At 63.1% G+C, this 22417-nt stretch carries 22 protein-coding genes; 15 read left to right on the top strand and 7 right to left on the bottom strand.

The features are described 5' to 3' along the window. Window positions 1-95: 95 nt before the first annotated feature. On the bottom strand, window positions 96-1292 hold the full coding sequence (locus tag D3227_RS23295) for an amidohydrolase (RefSeq protein WP_120016640.1): 1197 nt from the start codon (window positions 1290-1292) through the stop codon (window positions 96-98). Between the two features lie 106 nt (window positions 1293-1398). Here D3227_RS23295 and D3227_RS23300 point away from each other — a divergent pair, with 106 nt between their 5' ends. From D3227_RS23300 to D3227_RS23320, 5 genes are all read left to right on the top strand, one after another. Then, on the top strand, window positions 1399-2256 hold the full coding sequence (locus tag D3227_RS23300) for an AraC family transcriptional regulator (RefSeq protein ID WP_120016641.1): 858 nt from the start codon (window positions 1399-1401) through the stop codon (window positions 2254-2256). Window positions 2257-2388: 132 nt separating this feature from the next. Then, window positions 2389-3657 carry an ABC transporter substrate-binding protein gene (locus D3227_RS23305; RefSeq protein ID WP_120016642.1) on the top strand — a complete coding sequence of 423 codons (1269 nt, stop codon included), beginning with the start codon at window positions 2389-2391 and terminating at the stop codon, window positions 3655-3657. A 20-nt stretch (window positions 3658-3677) separates the two neighbouring features. Beyond that, window positions 3678-4592 (top strand): carbohydrate ABC transporter permease, encoded by a 915-nt coding sequence (locus tag D3227_RS23310; RefSeq protein ID WP_120016643.1) that lies wholly within the window; start codon window positions 3678-3680, stop codon window positions 4590-4592. A gap of 17 nt (window positions 4593-4609) precedes the next feature. Then, on the top strand, window positions 4610-5434 hold the full coding sequence (locus D3227_RS23315) for a carbohydrate ABC transporter permease (RefSeq protein WP_120016749.1): 825 nt from the start codon (window positions 4610-4612) through the stop codon (window positions 5432-5434). 86 nt (window positions 5435-5520) lie between these two features. Beyond that, on the top strand, window positions 5521-6417 hold the full coding sequence (locus D3227_RS23320; protein ID WP_120016644.1) for an aminoglycoside phosphotransferase family protein: 897 nt from the start codon (window positions 5521-5523) through the stop codon (window positions 6415-6417). A 51-nt stretch (window positions 6418-6468) separates the two neighbouring features. Here D3227_RS23320 and D3227_RS23325 read toward each other — a convergent pair whose 3' ends face one another. Together D3227_RS23325 and D3227_RS23330 are read right to left on the bottom strand one after the other, a co-directional pair. Continuing rightward, window positions 6469-7005 (bottom strand): cytochrome b, encoded by a 537-nt coding sequence (locus tag D3227_RS23325; protein ID WP_120016645.1) that lies wholly within the window; start codon window positions 7003-7005, stop codon window positions 6469-6471. Then, window positions 6986-7462 (bottom strand): MarR family winged helix-turn-helix transcriptional regulator, encoded by a 477-nt coding sequence (locus D3227_RS23330; protein WP_120016646.1) that lies wholly within the window; start codon window positions 7460-7462, stop codon window positions 6986-6988. The genes D3227_RS23325 and D3227_RS23330 overlap by 20 nt, the downstream gene beginning before the upstream one ends. 97 nt (window positions 7463-7559) lie before the next feature. Between D3227_RS23330 and D3227_RS23335 the strand changes: the two genes are divergently transcribed. The 8 genes from D3227_RS23335 (at window position 7560) to D3227_RS23370 (ending at window position 13037) form a co-directional block, all read left to right on the top strand. After that, on the top strand, window positions 7560-7928 hold the full coding sequence (locus D3227_RS23335) for an antibiotic biosynthesis monooxygenase family protein (protein ID WP_120016750.1): 369 nt from the start codon (window positions 7560-7562) through the stop codon (window positions 7926-7928). Between the two features lie 104 nt (window positions 7929-8032). Beyond that, window positions 8033-8365, top strand: coding sequence for an ArsR/SmtB family transcription factor (locus tag D3227_RS23340; RefSeq protein ID WP_120016647.1), 333 nt, complete (start codon window positions 8033-8035; stop codon window positions 8363-8365). 11 nt (window positions 8366-8376) lie between these two features. Beyond that, the gene (locus D3227_RS23345) at window positions 8377-8886 is read left to right on the top strand and encodes an arsenate reductase ArsC (protein ID WP_120016751.1); all 510 of its coding nucleotides are present in this window, start codon (window positions 8377-8379) and stop codon (window positions 8884-8886) included. A gap of 2 nt (window positions 8887-8888) precedes the next feature. Next, on the top strand, window positions 8889-9578 hold the full coding sequence (locus tag D3227_RS23350) for an aquaporin (RefSeq protein WP_120016648.1): 690 nt from the start codon (window positions 8889-8891) through the stop codon (window positions 9576-9578). Continuing rightward, window positions 9575-9997, top strand: coding sequence for an arsenate reductase (glutaredoxin) (gene arsC, locus D3227_RS23355; protein ID WP_120016649.1), 423 nt, complete (start codon window positions 9575-9577; stop codon window positions 9995-9997). The genes D3227_RS23350 and arsC overlap by 4 nt, the downstream gene beginning before the upstream one ends. Window positions 9998-10064: 67 nt before the next feature. Further along, a complete protein-coding gene (locus tag D3227_RS23360) occupies window positions 10065-10385 on the top strand; it encodes an ArsR/SmtB family transcription factor (protein WP_120016752.1) in 321 nt (106 codons plus the stop codon). Window positions 10386-10434: 49 nt separating this feature from the next. Next, entirely contained in the window at window positions 10435-11829 is a 1395-nt protein-coding gene (locus D3227_RS23365) for an NAD(P)-binding protein (RefSeq protein WP_120016650.1), read from the top strand. Beyond that, on the top strand, window positions 11826-13037 hold the full coding sequence (locus D3227_RS23370; RefSeq protein WP_120016651.1) for an MFS transporter: 1212 nt from the start codon (window positions 11826-11828) through the stop codon (window positions 13035-13037). The genes D3227_RS23365 and D3227_RS23370 overlap by 4 nt, the downstream gene beginning before the upstream one ends. A gap of 40 nt (window positions 13038-13077) precedes the next feature. Here D3227_RS23370 and D3227_RS23375 read toward each other — a convergent pair whose 3' ends face one another. Together D3227_RS23375 and D3227_RS23380 are read right to left on the bottom strand one after the other, a co-directional pair. Continuing rightward, the gene (locus D3227_RS23375; RefSeq protein WP_245451849.1) at window positions 13078-13854 is read right to left on the bottom strand and encodes an OmpA family protein; all 777 of its coding nucleotides are present in this window, start codon (window positions 13852-13854) and stop codon (window positions 13078-13080) included. Between the two features lie 152 nt (window positions 13855-14006). Then, window positions 14007-17240 (bottom strand): DUF6212 domain-containing protein, encoded by a 3234-nt coding sequence (locus D3227_RS23380; protein WP_120016653.1) that lies wholly within the window; start codon window positions 17238-17240, stop codon window positions 14007-14009. 205 nt (window positions 17241-17445) lie between these two features. On the opposite strand from D3227_RS23380, the gene D3227_RS23385 reads away from it, so the two are divergent. Continuing rightward, window positions 17446-18459 (top strand): glycosyltransferase family 2 protein, encoded by a 1014-nt coding sequence (locus D3227_RS23385; RefSeq protein WP_120016654.1) that lies wholly within the window; start codon window positions 17446-17448, stop codon window positions 18457-18459. A 29-nt stretch (window positions 18460-18488) separates the two neighbouring features. Here D3227_RS23385 and D3227_RS23390 read toward each other — a convergent pair whose 3' ends face one another. Next, window positions 18489-18779 carry a hypothetical protein gene (locus D3227_RS23390; protein ID WP_147377659.1) on the bottom strand — a complete coding sequence of 97 codons (291 nt, stop codon included), beginning with the start codon at window positions 18777-18779 and terminating at the stop codon, window positions 18489-18491. Window positions 18780-18917: 138 nt separating this feature from the next. Beyond that, the gene (locus D3227_RS23395; RefSeq protein WP_167480811.1) at window positions 18918-21494 is read right to left on the bottom strand and encodes a DUF6212 domain-containing protein; all 2577 of its coding nucleotides are present in this window, start codon (window positions 21492-21494) and stop codon (window positions 18918-18920) included. Window positions 21495-21836: 342 nt separating this feature from the next. Here D3227_RS23395 and D3227_RS23400 point away from each other — a divergent pair, with 342 nt between their 5' ends. Continuing rightward, complete coding sequence (locus D3227_RS23400) at window positions 21837-22352, top strand: hypothetical protein (protein WP_245451841.1); 516 nt, start codon at window positions 21837-21839, stop codon at window positions 22350-22352. Window positions 22353-22417 lie beyond the last annotated feature (65 nt).

A 22417-nucleotide genomic window follows, 5' to 3' on the forward strand; every position in this document is an offset into this window, starting at 1 on the left:
GCCACAACGAGAACCCCAAGCCATATCGATGGACCAAGTCCGCAGACGACATTCTCGCCTCCGTCAAACGCTTCTGCCAGAAGGCGGAACAATCCTTATGCCACGAAATTTAGATTCAGATGACTAGGAGGCAAGGCGCGCTCGACGACGTTGAGGAAAAAGCGGATGCCGATCGGGATGATGGTGTCGTTGAAGACGAAGCGGTCACCATGCAGTCCTTCGGCCGGGCCGACATCGCCGGCGCCGATCCAGGCATAGGCGCCGTCGCCAACGCCTTGCAGCAAATAGGCAAAATCCTCGCAGCCCATGCTCGGCTGGAACTCGGTAAGGACACGATCCGCGCCGACTGTGTCGGCGGCGGCTTGCGCCGCGAGTGCCGCGCCATCAGGCGAATTCACAACGGGCGGATAGCCACGCTTGTAGGTGAGCGCGGCACTCGCCCCGTGCATCGCCGCGCAGGCCCTGGCCACGCGCTCGATCTCGGCGGCGCAATGATCTGACAGCGCGCGGTCGTAGAAGCGGCAGGTGCCCTCGACCTTCACCTCGCCTGGCACGAAATTGTTGAAGCGGCCGCCATGGATTTGCGTCACCGACAGCACCGCGGGCGACAGCGGATCGACACTGCGGCTGACCAGGCGCTGGACGGCGGTGACGAAGCTTGCCGCGGCCAGCACCGGATCGTCGCCCAGATGCGGCATCGCTGCGTGGCAGCCGCGGCCGCGAAAGGCGACCTCGAAATCGTCGACCGCCGCCATTTGCGGTCCGGCCCGCACGCCGACATGCCCTTCCGGGAAGCCCGGCCAGTTGTGGACCGCGAACACCTGCTCGACTGGAAAGCGGCGGAGCAACCCGTCTTCGATCATCTTCTTGCCGCCGCCCAGCACCTCCTCGGCGGGTTGGAAGACGAACACCACCGTGCCCTCGAAACTGCCGCTCTCGGCAAGCAGCTTTGCGGCGCCGAGCAGCATCGCCATATGGCCGTCATGGCCGCAGGCATGCATGACGCCGTCCTTGCGCGAGGCGTAGTCGACAGCGGCGGCTTCCGTGATCGGCAAGGCGTCGAGCTCGGCGCGCAACGCGATCGACCGGCGGCTTGTGCCTCTGGTCAGTGTAGCGACGACAGCGGTTGCGCTGACGTCAGTATGAACGGCAAGGCCGAATTCTCTGAGCTTTCCCGCGACGAAGGCCGCCGTCTCGTGCTCGGCAAAGCCCAGTTCCGGATTGGCATGGATGTGTTGCCGCCAGCCGATCGCCTCCGGCACGATCGCCGCCACCTTGTCGTTCTCATGCATTGTCAAACCTCCGCGTCGTCCTGTGTCGTCTAGGATACCCGGTTGCCTGGCTCCCGGTCTTGAACGGGATTGACGGGCCGCGTGCTTTTGAGAAGGCTGGGGCACCATGAGCGATGCCAGCGAACAGAAAGAACGCGAAGCCGCGCGCTTGACGCGGCATGCCGGCCTCGGCGACCTCGAAATGCTCGCCGCCCGCTACCGCGACCATGCTTATGCGCTGCACACTCATCCAACCTACGTGTTCGGCGTCGTCGTCGCCGGCGTCGAGAAGCTGAGGATCGGTCGCCGCAATCATTTGGCGCCCGCAGGCTCGATCATCGCCGTCAATCCCGAAGATCCGCATGACGGCGAGAAGGGCTGCGCTGTAGGCTGGGCCTACCGCACCTGCTATCCCGATGTGACCTTGATGGGCGAGATCGCCGACGATCTCGGACTGCGGGGATTGCCGATGTTCGCCGAGGGAATTTTGCAGGCGTCAGACCTGGCGCGAGGCTTCGTGCGTGCGCACAGTCTGGCGGGGCAGCCGCTTGAGCAGGAAGCGGCGATGCTGGTCGTGCTGCGCCGGCTCGCCAGCCGCTTCGGCGGCTGCAGTGGCCGCATTCATGCCTCCGATGGCGGCGAGCCTATCAGGCGCTTCCGCCTCTATGGCGAACTGATCGAGGCCGATCTTGCCGCCGGCTTCGACCTTGCGCGCCTGGCCAGCGCCGCCGGCGTCAGCCGCTTCCAGGTCATCCGCGATTTTCACCGCACTGCTGCCATGACGCCTGGACAATATCTGCGCGACCGCCGCATCCGTGCCGCGTCAGCGCTGATGCGGACCGACATGCCGCTTGCGGAAATTGCAGTGGCGACCGGCTTTGCCGACCAGAGTCATCTCACAAGAGTGTTCAAGACCATCAAGGGCCTGTCGCCGGGCGCCTGGCGCGGCGCGCCGCCGCGTAAGGCAACCACAAGTCGAAAATGAACCAGCCGACTTGGGAACCCAACGCGCCTCTTCGCAGTTCAATGCGGGAGAGGGCGGGGCGCGTCGTGAGCAGCCGGCACGGTCAGGCATGGCCTGTCCGTTTTGGTCGGCTGCCGGAGGAGACCCGCCGCCATGAAGTTCTTTCACACGCTGCTTGCGTTTGCCGTCGCCGCTGTGCTCGCCGCCAGCCCGGCCCGGGCCGTCGACCTCTCCATCGTCTCGGGCGACACCGGCAACGGCCTGAAGGTGCTTCGCGATATCCTCGACCAGTACGAGAAGAAAAGCGGCAACAAGGTCACCATCATTCCGATGCCGACCTCGACCACGGACCAGTTCGGCCAATACAGGCTCTGGCTCGCCGCCCACAACAGCGACATCGACGTCTATCAGACCGACGTCATCTGGGCGCCGCAACTGGCCAGCCAGCTTGTCGACCTGACCGCTGCGACCAAGGATGTCGTTGCAGCCCATTTCCCGTCGATCATCGAATCGCAGACCGTCGATGGCAAGCTGGTGGCGTTGCCGATATTCACTGACGCGCCGGCGCTCTACTACCGCAAGGACCTGCTGGATAAGTATGGCGCCAAGCTGCCGGGAAGCTGGAGCGAGCTTGCCGCCACCGCCAAGCGCGTCATGGACAAGGAACGAGAGGCCGGCCACAAGGACATTTGGGGCTTCGTCTTCCAGGGCAACGCCTATGAGGGGCTGACCTGCGACGCGCTCGAATGGGTGATGTCGAACGGCGGTGGGCAGATCGTCGAGCCGGACGGCACGATCTCGATCAACAATCCGAAGGCCGCCGCCGCGCTCGACATGGCCAAGGGCTGGGTGGGCACCATCGCGCCTCCGGGCGTTCTCGCCTACCAGGAGGAAGAGTCGCGCGGCGTCTGGCAGACCGGCAATGCGGTCTTCATGCGCAACTGGCCCTACGCCTATTCGCTGGGCGAGAGCGAAGGCTCGCCCATCAAGGGCAAGTTCGACGTGACCACGCTGCCGCCCGGGTCAGGCGAGGGCGCCCGCTCGGCGGCGACGCTCGGCGGTTGGAACCTCGCCGTCTCCAAATATTCGAAGAACCCCGATGCAGCGATCGAGCTGGTCAAATGGGTCGCTTCACCTGAAATGCAGAAGTACCGCGCGCTGAAGGCGTCCTATTTGCCGACCATCCAGGCGCTCTACGACGATGCCGACATCGCCAGGGAGCAACCGGTCATCCCGCGCTGGAAGGAGGTCTTCCTCAACGCCGTGCCGCGTCCCTCGAATGAGGCCAAGGTCAGGTACAACGAGGTGTCCAACGCGTTCTGGACCGCCGTGCACAAGACGCTCTCCGGCGAAGGCACGGCCGCCGACAACCTCGCCGATCTCGAAGTGACGCTGACGAAGCTCAAGGGCGCCGCCTGGTGATACAGCCGCGTTCCAGGCTGATGCGCCAGCGCGTGCGCGCGGCGTGGCTGTTCCTTGCCCCGATGCTCGTCGTGCTTGCCGCTGTCGCCGGCTGGCCGCTTCTGCGCACCATCTATTTCAGCTTCACCGACACCTCGCTGACCGATCTAGAGGCGGGGCGGTGGATTGGCTTTGCCAATTACTTTTCGGAGCTCAGCATGCCGAGCGGCCGGGTTCTTTACGACGGCCTGCTCGTCGACCCAGCCTGGTGGCGCGCCGTCTGGAACACGGTGCGCTTCGCTCTGATCTCGGTGACCTGCGAGACGGTCTTCGGCATGGTCGTCGCACTGGTGCTCAACGCCGAATTCCCGGGCCGCGGCTTCGTACGCGCCGCCGTCCTCATCCCCTGGGCGATCCCGACGATCGTCTCGGCGAAGATGTGGCAGTGGATGCTCAACGACCAGTTCGGCATCATCAACGATGTGCTGCTCAACCTCGGCCTGATCAGCACCAAGATCGCCTGGACCGCCAGCGCCGATACGGCGATGGTCGCCGTCCTCATCGTCGATATCTGGAAGACCACGCCGTTCATGGCGCTTCTCATCCTCGCCGCGCTGCAGATGCTGCCGCGCGAGATCTACGAGGTCGCCCGGATCGATGGCGTGAGCCCCTGGCGGGTGTTCTGGAAGGTGACCTTGCCGCTCATCCGGCCGGCGCTGATGGTGGCGGTGATCTTCCGTGGCCTCGACGCGCTGCGCATCTTCGACCTGATCTATGTGCTGACGCCAAACAATGCGCACACCAAGTCGATGTCGGTGTTTGCCCGCGAGAACCTGTTCGAGTTCGACAAATTCGCCTACGGCTCCGCCGCCTCGACGCTGCTCTTCCTCATTCTCGCTCTGCTAACAATGCTCGTGCTGTGGCTCGGCCGGGTCAGACTGGACAGGGACTATTGATGATGTGGCCATCGACCATGCGGATCCTCAGCCGCGCCGCCTTCTACCTGCTCGTCGCGGTCATCGTCATTGTCGCGGTGTTCCCGTTCTACTACGCCGTCGTCACCAGCCTGAAATCGGGGACGGCGCTGTTCGAGGTCGACTATTGGCCGAAGATGATCAGCTTCGCCAACTACCGGACCGTCCTCACCGACGGGACCTTCCCGCGCAATCTCCTCAACTCGCTGATTGTCTCCGGCGCTGTCGTCGTCATCTCGCTGTTCCTTGGCGTCACCGCCGCCTACGCGCTGACGCGCATCCGCTTCCGTGGCCGCTCGCTTCTCCTGTTCGCCATACTCTCCGTTTCCATGTTCCCGCCGGTGGCGCTGCTTGCCGGCCTGTTCGAGCTGATCCGCACGCTTGGCCTCTACAATTCGCCCCTGGCGCTGGTCTTTTCCTACATGATCTTCACGCTGCCGTTCACCGTCTGGGTGCTCACCGCCTTCGTCCGCGACCTCCCGCTCGAGATCGAGGAGGCGGCGATCCTCGACGGCGCGACGCCATGGATCATCATCACCCGCGTTTTCCTGCCGCTGATGTGGCCGGCGCTGGTCACCACCGGGCTGCTCGCCTTCATCGGCGCCTGGAACGAATTCCTCTTCGCGCTCACCTTCACCTCCAGCAACGAACAACGAACCGTGCCGGTCGCCATCGCCCTTCTGTCCGGCAGTTCGCAGTTCGAGATCCCCTGGGGCAACATCATGGCCGCTTCGGTGATCGTCACCGTGCCGCTTGTCGTCCTCGTGCTGATCTTCCAGCGCAAGATCGTCTCCGGCCTCACCGCGGGTGGCGTGAAGGGGTGAACGTTCTTTGGTGACGGCTCTCGTTTTGCGCCGCTGAGTCCTCGGCTAGTGTCACCGGATACCTTCATCGGTAAGTTAGTGCTCGAATGCATCAAGATGTCTCGATCGATTCCGACCTCGTTCGCCGGCTGATTGCCGCGCAGTTTCCTCACTGGTCCGACCTGCCGGTGGAACCGGTCGAGCCGGGCGGCTGGGACAATCGCACCTTTCGTCTCGGCGACGACATGTCGGTGCGCCTGCCGAGTGCGGCGCCCTATGCCGCGCAGGTCGAGAAGGAGCAGCGCTGGCTGCCCCGGCTCGCGCCGCATCTGCCGCTGCCGATCCCGGTGCCGCTGGCCAAGGGTGCGCCCGGGCAAGACTATCCCTGGCCCTGGTCGGTCTATGGCTGGCTGCGCGGCCAGCCGGCAGAGAACGGCCGGACTGCCGATCCCACCCAGTTCGCCCGCTCGCTGGCCGATTTTCTGCTCGCTCTTTACCGCGTCGATGCCACCGATGGCCCGCCGGCCGGCCAGCACAATTTCCATCGCGCCGGCCGGCTTGCGGTCTACGGCGCCGAGACCCGTAGAGCACTGTCGGCACTGACTGGGCGCATCGACACGGATACCGCGCGAGAGGTTTGGGCAAGCGCGATTGGCTCCGAGTGGCAGCGCCCGCCGGTCTGGGTCCATGGCGACGTCGCCTCTGGCAATTTGCTGGTCGAGGACGGAAAGCTCTGCGGCGTCATCGATTTCGGCAGTTCGGCCGTCGGCGATCCCGCCTGCGACCTGGTGATCGCCTGGACGGAGTTTTCCGGGGAGAGCCGACAGACCTTCCGCGATGCGCTTGCCCTCGACGGAGAAACCTGGGCACGCGGCCGGGGCTGGGCGTTGTGGAAAGCCCTGATCACCGCTTCTGGACATGACGGCAACCAGCGCGAGGCCGCGAAATCCTGGGCCGTCATCGACGAAGTGCTGGCCGACCATCGGCGGGTTTATCGCCAATAGACCGGCTCTGTGTCGTCACGCCAGGACGAGAATTTTCGCGCGGCGATTGGATCATGCACCATACCACATGCGCCGGAGCAGCCCGTCACTACGCCGAATGAACTGGTGGTAAAGCGCCGCGCCGGCATGGAACACCAGCAGCGCCACGAGCAGCAAGGCGCCGAAGCCATGCGGCGCGCGCGGCGGATAGTCGGTGAAGTTCGGCAAAGTCGCGCTGCTCTGGCCGAAGATCACCGGGGCAGCACCACTCAGGACCATCATGCCGATGCCGCTGGCGGCCATGCCGAGAATGACGATGTAGAAAGCGACATGCACAAGGCGTGCGATGCGTTCCTGCCAGGCTGGCGATCCTTGCGCGGGAAGCGGCCGCAGATCGAAGCGCCACCACCAGACGATGCGGAATGCCGTCAGCAGCAAGACCACGATCGCCACCGGAATGTGGAAACGAAGGAGGTCGGCCTTCACAGCCGCATCCATTGCATTGGCGGCCCTGAAGCCGGAGCCGAGCAGGGCCAGAATCAGGATGGCGCTCAGCCAGTGAATGGACACCGCTACAGTGCCGTAGCGGTCAGCTCTGCTCTTCCGCATCCATGTCTCCTTCGAGTTTCCGGCGCAGCGCCGTGATCACGGCGTGCATTGTGTTGAGATCCTTGACCACGAGCCCGTCGGCGAGCCTGTTCACCCAGGGCGCCTGCAAGCGCATGGCGGCGTCGAAGGCCTGTCTTCCCTTGTCGGTCAGAACGACGAGTTGTGCCCGCTGGTGATGCGGGTTGGCCCCGAATGCGACGAGCCCTTCCTTGTGCAGGTCGTTGACGATCCGCTGCACGTTCTGGCGGTTGGCGCCGAGATCGCGCGCCAGCCAGGCGACCGGCTGCGGCCGTTCGGCGATGACGATGGCGCCGAGGACCTGCCAGCGGGCGCTGGTCAGGCCAAGGTCGGCGACCAGCCTGTCTCCGGCGGCGAGCATTCGGCCGTTGAGCCTGAACAGGTCGAGAACAAGATCGTTCAAGGCTTCACCGGCCGGGGTTCGAATGGGTTCGTTCATTTGTCATCCTATATCGTGATTGACATCATAGTGTCAAGTTGGTATGTATGCATCATAACAGAGTGACACCATAACACCAATTAGATGGAGCCTTATGATGACTGAGATACGCCCAATGGATCCTGCCTTCCCCATCGACCGTCAGGTCGCGATCGACGCCAGCGCCGTCGTGCTGGTCAATCTTTTCACGCTCGACAAGGCCGACGAGCAGACCTTCCTCCAGGTGTGGCAGGATGATGCCGCCTTCATGAAGCAGCAGCCGGGCTTCATCTCGACCCAGCTCCACCGCGCGCTCGGCGACAGCCCGACCTATTTGAACTGTGCCGTGTGGGAGTCGACCGCCGCCTTCCGCGCCGCCTTCACGCATCCTCAGTTCAGGGCCAAGATCTCGGCCTATCCGACCTCGGCGGTCGCTTCCCCGCATCTGTTCCAGAAGGTCGCAGTGCCGGGCATCTGCGTGGCCTAGCAAGGACGGACGCCCTGCCGCCGTACCGGTTCCGCGCCCGTCTGTCATCCAGCTGTCATATGGTCGCGCTAGGCATCCTTAAATCCGGATTTATGGATATATGGATGGACAAGGAAGCAGCTCTTCGCGCATTGGCAGCCCTCGGCCAGGACACACGCCTCGAAGTCTTCCGGTTGCTGGTGCGCACCGGGGCAGGCGGTTTGCCCGCCGGCGAGATCGCTGCGCGGCTCGACATCGTCCAGAACACCATGTCGGCGCATCTGAAGGTGCTCGACCAAGCCGGGCTGGTCAGTGCCGGGCGTGAGGGGCGCAGCATCCGCTATGCACCGGATATGACCGGCTTTCGCGACCTGCTCGCCTATCTGATGGAGGACTGCTGCAACGGCGCGCCGGAGCTCTGCCAGCCCATTATCCAGGCCGTGACCTGCAAATGTTGAGGGAGGAATTGATGAGCGATCAGATCTACAACGTCTTGTTTCTCTGCACCGGCAATTCGGCGCGCTCGATCCTCGCCGAGGCGATCCTCAACCGGGTCGGCGCCGGCAGGTTCAAGGCCTATTCCGCCGGCTCGCATCCCAAGGGCGAGGTCCATCCATTCACGCTGCAGCTCTTGAAGACGCTCAACCACGACACCTCCTTTGCCCGTTCGAAGAACTGGGAAGAATTTGCGGTCCCCGGCGCGCCAGAGATGAATTTCGTCTTCACCGTCTGCGACAACGCCGCCAATGAATCCTGTCCGGTCTGGCCGGGCCAGCCGATGACCGCGCATTGGGGCGTGCCCGACCCGGCCGAAGTCGAGGGCACCGATGCGGAAAGGCATCTGGCCTTCGCCGAAGCCTACCGCATGCTCAACAACCGCATCTCGATCTTCGTCAGCCTGCCGATGAGCACCGTCGATAAATTGGCCCTGCAGAAGCGGCTGGATGAGATCGGCCGTGATCTGCCAAGGGCCGGCTGAGCATGACCCTTGATCTGCCCCGCCGTCTCGTCGCCGAAGCCCTCGGCACCGCGATGCTGGTCGCCGCCGTCATCGGTTCGGGCATCATGGCCGACCGGCTCACCGACGATGTGGCATTGGCCCTGCTCGGCAACACCATCCCGACCGGCGCCATTCTGGTGGTGCTGATCACTATCCTCGGCCCGGTCTCCGGCGCCCATTTCAACCCGGCAGTGACGCTGGTGTTTGGGCTGCGGCGGGAGATCGAAACCAAGGCGGCGTTGGCCTATGTCCTGGCGCAGATCGCCGGCGGCATTGCAGGCACACTGATCGCGCACGCTATGTTCGGCCTGCCTCTGGTCGAGCTGTCCACCACGGTGCGAAGCGGCACGGGGCAGTGGATCGCCGAACTGGTCGCGAGTTTCGGCCTGGTCTTCACCATCCTCGCCGGCCTGCGCGCCCGTCCGGAGTCGATCCCGTGGCTGGTCGGTCTCTACATCACCGCAGCGTACTGGTTCACCGCTTCGACCTCATTCGCCAATCCGGCGGTCGCCATCGCGCGCGCTTTCTCCAACACTTTTGCCGGCATCAGGCCGCTCGATGTCCCGGCCTTCATCGTCGCCGAGCTTGTCGGCGCGCTGCTGGCCATGGCGCTGGCGAGCTGGCTGCTTGCCGAACCGAAACCCTTGCCTCAGATGAGACCCGCCGAATGACCATCACCATCTATCACAACCCTCAATGCGGCACTTCGCGCAACACGCTGGCCATCATCCGCCAGTCCGGCGAGGAGCCGGAAGTGATCGAGTATCTGAAGAACCCGCCGTCGCGTGAAAAACTCATCGAACTGATCGCTGCCATGGCGATGACGCCGCGCCAGCTGTTGCGCGAGAGCGGCACGCCCTATGCCGAGCTGAACCTTGGCGATCCCAAATGGAGCGACGGCGAGATCCTCGATTTCATGCTGGCGCATCCGATCCTGATCAACCGGCCGATCGTGGTGACGCCGCTCGGCACCATGCTGGCGCGGCCGTCGGAAGCGGTCCTCGACATCCTGCCCAATCCCGACATCGGCCCTTTCACCAAGGAAGACGGCGAAGTGGTGATCGGCGCCGACGGCAAGCGCATCCTCTGAGAGCTTATTTCGAATTTCTTCGAAATTGAGTTGACGCCCAGCTGAGTCTGGGCGTATGGATATTTCCATGAAACTCGAACAAGCAGCAAAACAGCTCGAGGCGCTGGGCAACCCCACGCGGCTGAAACTCTACCGCATCCTAGTCCGGGCAGGCGAGGCGGGCAGGCCGGTCGGCACGCTGCAGGAAAGTTTGGGCATTGCCGCCTCAACGCTGTCGCATCATTTGCACCGCCTCATCCTGACCGGTCTCGTCACGCAGGAGCGGCAGGCGACGACGCTGATCTGCCGCGCCAACTATCCGATCATGCGGGATCTGATCGGCTTCCTCGCCGACGAATGCTGCGCCGATGCCGCCAGCAATCCCGCCGCGGGAGAGGCGGCGGCGTAATTTTTTTGGCTTGTATTTCGATAATCCCGGAATTACGGAAGGTAGAGAAATGAACAAGCACAACGATCTCCCGGTAGCAGTCATCGGTGCCGGCCCTGTCGGCCTGGCGGCAGCCGTCCATCTGCTTCGCCAGGGGCTACCAGTGAAGCTCTACGAGGCCGGCGGCGACGTTGCTACCAACCTTCGCGATTGGGGCCATGTCAGGATTTTTACGCCCTGGCGCTTTTGTGTCGATCAGGGGGCGAGGGAACTGCTGGAAGAGCATGGCTGGAAAATGCCCGATCCCGAGGCGTTTCCCACCGCCAACGAGCTTGTCGATCTCTATCTCGAACCGCTGGCGAAACTCCCCGAGCTGGCGCCGGTGATCGAAACCGGCGCTCGAATTGTCGGCATCTCGCGCTGGGGCGCTGACAAGGTGCGCAGCAGGGGACGCGAAGCACGGCCCTTCATGCTGGTGGTCGAAACTGCCAATGGCACCAGGCGTGACGGTGCCCGCGCCGTCATCGATGCTTCGGGCACATGGCAGTCACCGAACCCGCTCGGTGCCGGCGGCCTCGCGGCCGAGGGCGAGATGGAATTCGCCGATCGCATCGCTTACGGCATTCCCGATATTCTAGGCCGTGACCGAAGCGTTTATGCCGGCCGCACCACGCTGGTCGCCGGCTCCGGCCATTCGGCGGCCAATGCCTTGCTCGATCTTGCCAGGCTCGCTGATGCCGAACCTGGGACGGCGTCCATCTGGACGGCTCGCGGCACCGACCTCGTGCGCATCTATGGCGGCGGCGATGCCGACCAGCTGCCGGCGCGTGGCGAACTTGGCGCCGATGCGCGCGAACTTGCCGAAAGCGGCCGCGTCACGCTGGTCACTGGCTTTGCCACTGTGGCCGTTCGCGACGAAGGCGGTCGCCTGATCGTCGAGGGCGAGACAGCAGACGGCTTGCGGCGGATCGGCCCGGTCGACCGCATCATCGCCGCCACCGGGCAGCGGCCCGATCTCACGCTGACCAGGGAGCTTCGGCTCGATCTTGATCCGTGGCTGGAAAGCGTCAAGGCGTTAGGGCCGCTCATCGATCCCAACGAGCATTCCTGCGGCGACGTGCCCCCGCACGGACACCGCGAACTCAGCCATCCCGAGGCAGATTTCTACACGGTCGGCATCAAGAGCTACGGCCGGGCGCCGACTTTCCTGCTTTTGACCGGCTACGAACAGGTGCGCTCGGTCGCGGCCGCTTTGGCAGGCGACACCGCGTCCGCCGATGCGGTGCGACTGGTCCTGCCCGAGACCGGCGTCTGCGTGGTGCCAGGATCGCTCGCCTTGGCCGAAAGCGCGTCTGAAGACTGCTGCGGTGGCCCGGCGCCGCAAGAGGCGGATGCGTGCTGCGTCGCCGATGTCGAGGCGAAGACCGCCGGCAAGAGTGGCTGCGGCTGCGGCGTCGCCGCATGAGCATTCCGTCGGGCATGCGTAGCCGCGGCACGATCATCACCGTGCTTGGGCTGACGCAGATCATGGCGTGGGGCTCTTCCTACTATTTGCCGGCGGTCATTGCGCCGAAAGTGGCCGCAGAGACCGGTTGGCCGCTGGCTTGGGTGGTCGGCGGCCTGTCGCTCGGGCTTCTGGTCGCCGGCTTGATCTCGCCGCGTGTCGGCTCCTCGATCGAACGTCATGGCGGCCGCAATGTGCTTGCTTTCAGCGCCGTCTGCATCGGCGCCGGCCAGATCGGCCTGGCAGCGGCGCCGACCCTTGCGGCCTATGTCGGCGCGTGGCTCGTGATCGGGCTCGGCATGGGGGCTGGGCTCTATGACGCGGCCTTCGCGACGCTTGGCCGCCTGTACGGCCACAGCGCGCGTTCGGCGATCACCACCTTGACCCTGTTCGGCGGCTTCGCCAGCACCGTCTGCTGGCCGATTTCCGCCTTCCTGATGGCCGAGATCGGCTGGCGCGGTGCCTGCCTCGTCTACGCGGCGGTGCAACTGCTTGTCGCTCTGCCGCTCTATCTCACGCTGCTGCCGCGCGGGGTGTCACCGCGCGGCAGCAGAACCGAAGCGGAAGGAAACGCCAAACCCGCGCCTGTGGGCGATCCGTCCCTGGCGCTGATGATCGTGCTCGCCGCCACCATCACGCTTGCCGCGGTGATCTCCTCGACGATGTCGGTGCACCTGCTGGCGATTCTGCAGGCCAGCGGCCTGGCGCTTGCCGCCGCCGTCGGTCTTGGCGCCCTGGTCGGCCCGTTCCAAGTGACGGCACGCGCCATCGAAATGATGATCGCGCGCTACCATCATCCGATCTGGACCAAGCTTGCCTCGGCGAGTTTCGTCGCCATAGGCATCTCTGCACTCTGGATCGGCATGCCGGCCGTGCCGGTGGCGCTCGGCTTTTACGGCGCCGGCATCGGCCTTGAATCGATCGCGCGCGGCACCTTGCCGCTCGCATTGTTCGGTCCGTCGGGCTACGCGAAATTGATGGGCCGCCTGGCTATGCCGAGCCTGATCGCCCAGGCGGCCGCGCCGTCGATGGGCGCGGTGCTGATGCAATGGACGGGAGCGCAAGGCACGCTCGCCGTACTTGGCGGCCTTGCCCTGTTCAATGTCGTGCTGGCATGCGGCCTGCGCTGGTTGTTGGGCCGCAGGGGCATTCTACTGCAGCCGGGGTAGCCGATCGCTCGAAAACGCGCGGCGCCAGCCGATCCAGCCGCTACATCAGGGACGCGGTCGCCAGACGACTGGTCGCGACGTTCGGCTTCTTGTCGCCTACGTACTCAACGTTCGTGTCGATGAGCCGGTCGCTGTCGATCCCGGCCGCGGTCAAAATATCCACGATCGCCTTCACACGCTTCTTGGCCAGTTCCTTGTTTTTCTTTGCGGCGCTGGAGCCGGTGAATTCCTTGGCAGCCAGGGCCGTCAGTTCGACATTGCAGCGCGCGTCTCGGATGCTGGCGGCAAACTTGTCGAGGTCGTCTTTGATCTGCTGTGAAATCACGGAGGACTGGTTGTAGAAAAAGAGGTGAACCTGGACAGGGTCGCGCTTCTCATACTGTCGGCACGATATCCCTTGCTTCGGGAGAGTGTATAGGATGGCGCTCCGCGCCGTGTTGGTGTCGGCGGCGCCGTCGTCGACCCAATGCGAAAGCGCCAGCACCATTTCCGGCTTGACGCCTTGCGCCTTGAGAAAGTCGCCGGTCGCACTCAGCCTGCGGCCGGCAATGTCGTAGGCCTTGTCGTAGCCACCTTCCTTGCTCGCCGTTGCATAAAGCCTATAGCCGCATTCGTGCCCGGCCTCTTGGATGAAAGCCGCCAGGCCCTTCGCAGATTTATCCGATATCTTGCCGTCACCCTTTTTGAACAGGACTCGGAACGAATTCCACTGGGTGCATTTAGGGCCCAGCTCGCGTTCCTGGGCGGCCGCTCCGAAAGACAAGATGCTCCCGGCAACGACAATAAATGCCAGGACAAGACTGAATGACATCTTCATTTTCAAGGCGCGCCTCCTGTGCATATACTGAACCTACTGCCGTTCCCATGATTTCGATAGGTTAGAACAATTCCTGGAAAAGTGCGTAGCGGTTTTCCTTCGGAATTGCGTAAAAACAAACATCCAGGTCTGCGCCATCGACGATGCCGTCGTCAGTCCCACACCAGCAGCAGCTTGCGCCAAAAGGCGTTGGATGGCATCGGCTTCGAGCCGCGCGGCAGCCGGATGGCCAGATAGATCGTCAGCCATTTGCGATCGATCTCCCGGATTGAAACCTTCAAATCATGCAGCTCGAAAGGTTTCGAAACCCGTGTCCATCCGGAGAACGCCAAGGCACCGACCGGGGCATCGCCTTTCCATACGAGCCTTTCTTCCTGCCTGCCCAGCGCCATGGCGAACTCGAATGGAGACGCTTCCTCATGAGCGATCTCTACTGTTGCGATGACACTTCTGGCGAAGGCCGGGAAAGCAGAGTTGAGGGCGGCAACAACCGGGCCATGCGTGCTCGGCCGCAGGAATATGCCGCCATTGTCGCTGGCGACAAGCAACGCCGGCAGATCGGAGGGATGGTCGGTCACCAGCGTTGAATGCTTCAGCTCGTCACTGGTCATTCGGCGCATGCGTCGGCGTTGCTGCGGCGCGCCGAGGCGCGGACGCCTCGCGCCGGTCGAAACGACATGGCTGATCTGGATGCCCGAAAAGCCGCCGAGCACCCGCGCGTCCAGGAGGCTGCCGCCGCACCGGACCGCGAGCAGCAGATCGCGCCTGTCGGCCGCCGGCGAACTGACAGTCGCCATGATCTCGCGCGACTCGTGCGGTCGGCTGACATCGGCCCAGCCGCTTCCGCCATCACTCTCAAGGAGTTGGGCGAGATTGCCGAAGGTCTGGTTTTCCGCATCCACGATGGCGAGCTGAAACTGCGCACGACCCGTCAGTTCCTCGTCGAGGTAAATCCAACAGGTCGCGCCAGTGACGCCCGGCGGGCAGACGCCCTTCAGCAAAGCCATGGTGATATTGCTGCCCTTGGCTTCAAGAAACAGCTGGTCCGGCGATTGCTCGACATAGCTCAGCAGGGCCGGATCGTCATCGGGATACGAACCGATATGAGCCAGGCGCAGGGGTTCGGCGGAGAGATACTGCTCGCGGTAGAGCGAGGAATGCAACTCCGGCACGGTTTCCTCGGCCGCTGCGTTGAGCATTTCGACGACACCCAGGGTGAAGTCGGGGCGCCCAGCATGGGCGAGCAGCGAAACTGCGGTATCCGCCCTGCCTTCGCGCGCCGCGATCTCGGCCAGCAACTGCATCGCGTCCGCGCCATTGGGGGAACCTGCGCTCAACCGGAGATATCGTTCGTCCTTGACCCGAAGCTCCAGATTCCAGAGGTTGAGTTCTTTCTCATGATTGGCGGTGTTCGAGCTGATGCCGAGTTGCACGAACATGTCCGTATTCGCGAACTTGTGCTTTCGGAAGACGTTGATGATCGGCTTGCGGTTTCGCAGCCACTCGGCATTTCGGTTCATGCCGGTCGGCGATGAGCGATACCAATAGAGCGGCTCCGGGACGGTGACGATCTCCAGGCCGGCCTGGTCCGCCCGAAGGAAGAATTCCCAATCGCTGGCCGAAAAGCCTCGCTCCTCGTTGAGGTAGCCTATCTTGTCGAAAACCTCACGCCGGAACATCGCGTTGGCATCGCCATACGGATTGGTGATCAGGGCGATGTCCGTAGGTCCGCCGACCGGGAAATAGAGCATGTAACCGCTCTTCGTATCCGGCGGCACGAAAGGTTCGTTGAGCCACTTGGCGAAGGTCGTGCAGATATCGGCACCGGACTTTTGCATGCCGGCAACGAAGGCACTGATGGCATTCGGGAACAGCACGTTGTCGTCGTCCAGGAACAGGATCAGCGAACCCTTGGCCGCGCGGATTCCGGTGTTGCGCGCCTTGCCGAGGAAACCGTTCTTCTGCCGGATGATCCGCCAGCCGCGCTGCACGAACTCCGGCTCGATCTCGGCCAGCAACTGGACGGCAGCTGGATCGGTGCTGCCGTCGTCAACGAGGATCAGTTCGATGTTTGGGTAGTCCTGGCGCCGAACCGAGGCAATCGCCTGGGGCAGCAGGCTGGCGCGATTGTAGTGCGCGGTGATGATTGAAACGAGCGGTGGCCGGCTCCGGCTGCGGCTTGGGGCCTTGCCGGGTTCCCTGCGGAATTTCGCGTGCAGCCTGCTCCAGGCTTTCTCACGAGCGTCCCGTTTTTGCAGCGGCTTTGCCGGGCCGAACGATCGGCTTTCCAGCGCTGACGCAATTTTGGCCGCGATGGCCGACGCGGACGCCTCCATCATGATGGCATCAGCCGAACTCGGATGGAGCACGTCGCGAACGCTACCGACGTCCGTCGCGACAAACGGGATCTCCTCGTCGAGGCATGTCACCACATCGAGCGGAAGCTGAGCAGCCGTGTGCGTAATCGCCACCAGCGCATGGCTCTGCCGGAGATATTTGAAGATCTCGGGTTCGTCTCGAATGGGCAGGAGCTTCAGCTTGAACGGCCATTGCCGCGCCCGGCGAACGATCATGCCGCCCGAATGCTCGCCCAGCACATGACCAAACGCGCCGACGACGGTCACCGCCAGGTCGGCCACGCCGCTGTCGGCCAGGCGGTCGAGCGCATCACAGAACAGCGTCAGTCCGCTGCGCGCCTCCGTGCCCGAGAAATGAACAATTTCGGCCGTGGGCCGCTCGCGCGGCCGGTAATGATCGACAGCGAAGTTCGAACGCCACTCCTCAGGCTCGAGGGGCGCTGCAATGTGATGGCTGCCGGGTAGTTTCCATCCCGCCTTGGTCATCCAATCGAGCAGGGACTGGCCGGTGACGACAAGATGGTCGCACGTCTCGGCCGACGTCTTTTCCATGTGCGCGACGGTCATCTGGTCCTTCTGTTCGACCGCGCGGGCATTGGCCTCCAGCTTCCACATGAGCGGCTCATGGGCGAGCACGACGATCGCAGGCGGAGCGGGAAAAACGCCCGTGCGCTTGGCGACGGTGGGGAAATGCGCCAGGCCGCCCTCGAGCGAAAAATAGACGACGTCGAAATCATTCTGCTTGAGGTAGTGGTAGACAGCGACCGAGTTCTTGTCGCTCGCCTCATTGCCGCGCAGCAACTGGGGCGATGGCGGCAGCAATTCGAGCCGCACCAGGAAATTGTCGAAGCACCATTTGCCCAGCCTGGCGATCTCCTCCGCATCAGGCTGGCTGCCGAGCGGGCTCGGCACCCAGAGCAGTGTCACGGTGTCGCCGGTTCTCGCCAGATGCTGCGCCAGCGCGTAGGTTGCCGACCCGGGATCCGCAGTCACCGTCGAGCCGAACTCAACCTCCGAAACGATACACACGTTGCGAGGCTTCTGATTTGCTTGTCGCTTGCCCGTGGGCGGCGCGCCTGCCTTAGAACCAACGCTCAATCAGTCCCCCGATTAATCCGTCTTGTCAGCCTACCCCGCTCGAAACAGTCTTGCCAACAGTTGTATAACACTTTGATAATTGTCTTGCGGGCATAACGCACGTGTCTTTCGCGCAAACCGGATTGAAGACGTTCGGATGATTGGCCTTCTACCCCCAAGACATCTCGCGCGGCTGGATGATCGGCAGATCGACATAGCCGATGGCGAGATCCTGTGCTTTGTCGGCCTGCGCAACGAAGCGACGTTGTTGCCGCATATCCTCGACCACTACCGCGGCCTTGGCGTCGACCGCTTTTTCTTCCTGGACAATGGTTCGACGGACGGCACCCGTGAACTGATCCTGGAACAGCCGGACAGCCACTGCTTCCACACCGAGGGATCGCATTTCGCGCAGAACATCGATCCGCCGCGATGGATCAACACGCTCATGAACGTCTTCGGCACCGGCCATTGGTGCCTTTCGGTCGACGCCGACGAGCTTCTCGTCTATCCCGATCTTGAGCGGGTAAACCTGCGCCAGCTTTGCAGTTATCTCGACTCGACCGGCGCCGAAGCCGTGATCGGCTCGATGATCGACATGTATGCCGACGGCCCGCTGGCCGAATGCAGCTATGACGGCACGATACCGCTCATCGAGGCTTCACCCTACTTCGATCCGGAGCCCGGATGGCTGCGAGCCCGCGACGGCTTATATCCGCCGGAGCAGATGTTCGGTGGCGTGCGGGAACGTGTTTTCTGGCACGGCCGGTTCAAGCAGACGTTTCCCCCGTGCCTGACGAAGGTGCCGATCGTGCGATGGGGACGGGGCACGCATTACCACGTGGCGCAGCACACGATCAGCAAGGTCCGGTTCAGCGAACTGCGCGTCGCGTTGCTTCACTTCAAGTTCGTCTGGGGGTTCCGCCAAAAGTCAGCGTCGTCGCTGAGCGAGAACACGCAACTGAAGGAAAAGACGCTCGAGGAGCGCGCTGCTTACATGGAAGCGCTGGAGCGCGATCCGAAACTGGCGCTCCGCAACCATCGGTCTGTGCGCTATCGCGGCGACGCCGCGCAGCTCGTCGATCTCGGCTGGATGAGAACCTCGGATCGCTACGCCGAATTTGTGTCGAGCCAGGCTGCGCGGCGCCTTCACGGCGACGCGACCACCTGACTGCCAAAACGGGAAGACGCAGCTAAGACCTATCCGCCGTAGCGGCCGCCGCCATCACCACCGTTTCCATTCCCACCGCCCGCCGCAAACTGGGACAGGCTGTTGAGCGCAAGCGCCTTACAGGCCGTCGGAGCATTCGGATAACGGTGCAGATAGTCCTCGAGCGCCTCGATGGTGCCGATCTTAAGGGCCTGCTCGCAAGCAAGCTCGGCCTCCTTGACGGGAGCAACCGCCATTTGCGCCTGCGCCACGTTGGAAAAAGCGACGCTCACGCCCAGAACACTAAGTCCGCCCAACAGTAGCGATTGGATTTTACGCATTACACACCCCTTCCACTACGAACCCCATAGCCCTTGATAATATTAGTTGTTAGTAATTTGTCAACCATAACAGCGGCCAAGCAGCCGTTCTCTTGGGGGATGGTTAACGGTCTCGGGGCCTGGTCGCCCGTTGGATTGCTATTCGCTGAACAGCGTCAGCTTTCGAAAGAAAGCATTGGTCGGAAAACCATTGGGCGTCCCCGCAAAACGCACCGTAAGAACGATAGAAAGCGGCATCTTGCGCCTGGCGTGAAGCATCACCACCAGGGGGTGGCGCACGAATTTGTCTTTCACGGTCATCCACCCCGAAAAGGCAATCGTTTGGGCAGCGATGTCCTGCTGCCAGTCTATGGTTTGATCGGGGCGGGCGAGAGCCAGGGCGAAGTCCATTGCCGGTGCGTCGGCATGCGCGACTTCGACGATTGCTTCTATCTTGCGGAAGAAGGGCGGAAACTGATGATCAAGCGATGCGGCGACCGCACCCTCCAGATGCGGGCGCAGGAACACTCCACCGCCATCCGGTGCGACCAGGAGCAAGGGGAGAGGCGAGGGGCGCGGTGTGAGCAGCCGTGCGCTCCTCAACATGTCGAAGCCGAGAGTGTTCGAGCCGACATCAGCGCGGTCCGGGTCATGGCGGCGCTCATCGGCTTGGGGGCGTCCAAGCAAGGTGGCTGCCGTGTCGGGGCGACCGATCGATGCGGCAATGGCGGCAAGTTTCGCCATGGCGGCATCGCTGTTCGGCTCGACGTCGCAGAGCTCCAGATATTTCTGATTGGCGGGTGTATACTTCAGGTTTTCGCGCGCGCTTTCGATCTCGGATTGCGCTGTGTTCTGGGCGATGGCCAACTTGTAGAGCTGCCCCAAATCACCGAATTGGCTTGACCTGAACGCTTCCACGACGGGGAGGCGATTGTCGTACCAATTCGACGTCCGGAACATTCCGTCAGGCTTCGAGCGGTACCAGTAGAGCGGTTTTGGAATAGGCCTGAGCTTGAGCCCGGCAAGCGAGGCTCGCGCAAAGAATTCCCAGTCGTGCATGGCGTAGCCCGGTTGCTCGATCCAGAACCCGATCTGTGCAAAGACGGATCGACGCACCATCGCATTGGCATCGCCGTAGACATTGTGGATCAGGCCAAGCGTGTCGGGACCACCCAATGGCAAATACTGGATCAGCCCATCGGCCCGGTCCCCGGGCACGAAATCCTCATAGAAGATCAGTTGGAACGCGGTGCAGATGTCCGCGCCTGAAATTGCCATGGCGCGCACGAAATGGTCGACAGCCTCCGGAAACAGCGCGTTGTCATCGTCGACGAACAGGATCAGCTCGCCATGCGCGGCACGGATGCCGGCATTTCGCGCCGCGCCGAGATGCCGGTGCGGCCGCCGCAGGATCTTCCATCCGCGCTGACGGAAGGTCGGCTCCAATGCATCCAGCAATCGCCTGGCTTCGTCCAGGTCGCTTCCGTCGTCAACCAGCACCAGCTCCAGGTGATCGTAGGTTTGCGCTTCGATCGCCGCGATCGCCTGTTTCAGATAGAGCGGCCGGTTGCGATGGGCCATGACGATCGAGACCAGCGGTGACGATCCGGCGCCTTTATGGATGCGCCTCCGCTTGGCCGGCGTCGGCAAATTGCGCGTATCCAGCCATGATTGACGGCATTGGCTGAGGCTGTCGATCGGCAAGGGGCGAGGGGGATCCTTGAGCGCCGCCAGGATCGCCTGCGCCAAAGCGGCAGCGTCGGCATCGACCAGTCGCGGTTGCCTTGCCTGTGGCTTGCAGATCTCGGCGTGCGCGCCGACATTGGTTGCAACGAATGGCAATCCCGCCTCGATGCATGCGGCGACGGCTCCGCCGGTCGATGCGGCGCGGGCGGGTATGACGGCAAGCGCGCCGGCGCGCGCGGCGTAGTCGAGCTTTGCCGCAAGGTTCGCGCGCGGCAACATGTTGAGCTTGAACGGCCACCGCTCGGCGCGTCGCAGAAGCAGGCCACCACTGTGCTCGCCCATGATCTTTCCGAATGGACCGAATGCGGTGACCGTCAGGCCTTTGGGCGCCGTCGGCGCCAGGATGTCCAATGCATCGCACAACAGCGTCATGCCATCGCGAAGGTGCCATCCGGCAAAGACGACAAGTTCTTTTGAGCTTTGTTTCCCGACCGACGATCGCGCGCCTGCCTGGTCGATGCGATCCTGGAGCAGCGGCGTCACCACCGCCTTCTTCACCTTCCAATCTTTCGACAACATCCACTTGCGCAGTGCGGCAGACGCGCAGATCGTGCTGTCAGCCATCTCCGCGCAATATTTTTCCATGTAGGTCACGGCAATTGCGTCGGTGCTTCCCATGAACGCCCTGTCGGCTTCATGTGCCCATTCCAGCGGCGCCTGGGCAATGACCACAACCGACGGCAGAGCGGCAAAGGCCCCGGTCTCGACCGCCAGCAGCGTATAGTAGGGCAGTCCGCCCTCGAGGGGCGCGTAGACCAGATCGTGGCCGGACCGTTCGAGATAGTGCAGCAGCGCCGCGGACTGGCTCTCGGGCGTCGCCAGCGAAGGAAGCAGCTGAACGGACTTGTCGAGAACTTCCAGTCGGACAGAGCCCTCCAGCTCACGGTGACGCGCTGCCACCTCCTCGGAGGAAGGCACATCGCTCCCGGGAACCGATAGCAGGGTGACCTGGTCACCATCCTCGGCGAAAAGCCTGGCCAATTCGACCATGGCTGTGTCTTCGTCGCCACCATGGCCGATCGCACGCGTTACGACACAGACACGGCGAGGCCTGCCTTGCGGCTCTAACGGCCTCCGCTCCTTGCCACCAACGGCCATCGAAGTTCCTCTGATCCAATTCCGCCGAGCGCTTCCGCAGCGTGGTCCATCGACAATGATGCCTGCGCCGGGTTTACTCTTCAGTGATCATCCTTCAGCGCCATTGGTAAACCAAATCGTCACGCAGGTTCTAAAACGGCTGTACAATCAATCGACTGTTACAACTTTAGCGACGCGGAATAGTCAATCTTTACGCCTCCCAGCTAGGCATTGACGGCATAGCAGGAGGCGCAAATGAAAACGACAATGAAGTTTCTCGGCGCGCTCGGTTTGATGGGCGCACTGGTCTCGGCAAGCACCGCAGGTGAATTGCTGCGCCCAAGCATCAAGCTCGGCACTGCCAACGTCAAGACGATCAGCGGCGATCGCGGCGGCTATGTGATCGACTATGCCATCCGTGTGCTGAAAATGCGCCGCAGCGGCGGCTTTGTGCGCTTCAACGGCGCGTGCGACTCGGCCTGCACCCTGTACCTGGCCATGCCCAAGGGCAAAGTGTGTGTCACACAGAGGGCGTCGTTCGGCTTCCACCTGCCCTATGGCGCGGGGGCGCGGGGCAACCAGGTAGCCGCGAATTTCATGATGAAGAACTACCCAGGCTGGGTTCGCAGCTGGATCGCGAAGCGCGGTGGGCTCAAGGGCTCCATCGCGACCATGACATACGCGGATGCCAGCCGCTATCTGCCAACCTGTCCGTCCGAACAGCGTATGGCCATCGCGAACCTGGGTCCGACACGCCTGCGTGGCGGCTGATCGCAAGCCGGCGCTGAAAAGTATCGCGACGGCGGGCGCTCGAAAGCGCCCGCCGTCGTTGATTC

Origin of the sequence: Mesorhizobium waimense (assembly GCF_003601975.1) — a bacterium.
Classification (GTDB): Bacteria; Pseudomonadota; Alphaproteobacteria; order Rhizobiales; family Rhizobiaceae; genus Mesorhizobium; species Mesorhizobium waimense.

Bases quoted from the DNA above. Each gene is read 5' to 3' on its own strand.
- D3227_RS23370 (WP_120016651.1), top strand. From the start codon at position 11,826: ATGAGCATTCCGTCGGGCATGCGTAGCCGCGGCACGATCATCACCGTG.
- D3227_RS23385 (WP_120016654.1), top strand. From the start codon at position 17,446: ATGATTGGCCTTCTACCCCCAAGACATCTCGCGCGGCTGGATGATCGG.
- D3227_RS23310 (WP_120016643.1), top strand. From the start codon at position 3,678: ATGCGCCAGCGCGTGCGCGCGGCGTGGCTGTTCCTTGCCCCGATGCTC.
- D3227_RS23340 (WP_120016647.1), top strand. From the start codon at position 8,033: ATGGACAAGGAAGCAGCTCTTCGCGCATTGGCAGCCCTCGGCCAGGAC.
- D3227_RS23325 (WP_120016645.1), bottom strand. From the start codon at position 7,005: ATGCGGAAGAGCAGAGCTGACCGCTACGGCACTGTAGCGGTGTCCATT.
- D3227_RS23400 (WP_245451841.1), top strand. From the start codon at position 21,837: ATGAAAACGACAATGAAGTTTCTCGGCGCGCTCGGTTTGATGGGCGCA.
- D3227_RS23375 (WP_245451849.1), bottom strand. From the start codon at position 13,854: ATGAAGATGTCATTCAGTCTTGTCCTGGCATTTATTGTCGTTGCCGGG.
- D3227_RS23320 (WP_120016644.1), top strand. From the start codon at position 5,521: ATGCATCAAGATGTCTCGATCGATTCCGACCTCGTTCGCCGGCTGATT.
- D3227_RS23305 (WP_120016642.1), top strand. From the start codon at position 2,389: ATGAAGTTCTTTCACACGCTGCTTGCGTTTGCCGTCGCCGCTGTGCTC.
- D3227_RS23330 (WP_120016646.1), bottom strand. From the start codon at position 7,462: ATGAACGAACCCATTCGAACCCCGGCCGGTGAAGCCTTGAACGATCTT.
- D3227_RS23335 (WP_120016750.1), top strand. From the start codon at position 7,560: ATGACTGAGATACGCCCAATGGATCCTGCCTTCCCCATCGACCGTCAG.
- D3227_RS23315 (WP_120016749.1), top strand. From the start codon at position 4,610: ATGCGGATCCTCAGCCGCGCCGCCTTCTACCTGCTCGTCGCGGTCATC.
- D3227_RS23395 (WP_167480811.1), bottom strand. From the start codon at position 21,494: ATGGTCGAATTGGCCAGGCTTTTCGCCGAGGATGGTGACCAGGTCACC.
- D3227_RS23360 (WP_120016752.1), top strand. From the start codon at position 10,065: ATGAAACTCGAACAAGCAGCAAAACAGCTCGAGGCGCTGGGCAACCCC.
- D3227_RS23365 (WP_120016650.1), top strand. From the start codon at position 10,435: ATGAACAAGCACAACGATCTCCCGGTAGCAGTCATCGGTGCCGGCCCT.
- D3227_RS23345 (WP_120016751.1), top strand. From the start codon at position 8,377: ATGAGCGATCAGATCTACAACGTCTTGTTTCTCTGCACCGGCAATTCG.
- D3227_RS23300 (WP_120016641.1), top strand. From the start codon at position 1,399: ATGAGCGATGCCAGCGAACAGAAAGAACGCGAAGCCGCGCGCTTGACG.
- arsC (WP_120016649.1), top strand. From the start codon at position 9,575: ATGACCATCACCATCTATCACAACCCTCAATGCGGCACTTCGCGCAAC.
- D3227_RS23295 (WP_120016640.1), bottom strand. From the start codon at position 1,292: ATGCATGAGAACGACAAGGTGGCGGCGATCGTGCCGGAGGCGATCGGC.
- D3227_RS23390 (WP_147377659.1), bottom strand. From the start codon at position 18,779: ATGCGTAAAATCCAATCGCTACTGTTGGGCGGACTTAGTGTTCTGGGC.
- D3227_RS23350 (WP_120016648.1), top strand. From the start codon at position 8,889: ATGACCCTTGATCTGCCCCGCCGTCTCGTCGCCGAAGCCCTCGGCACC.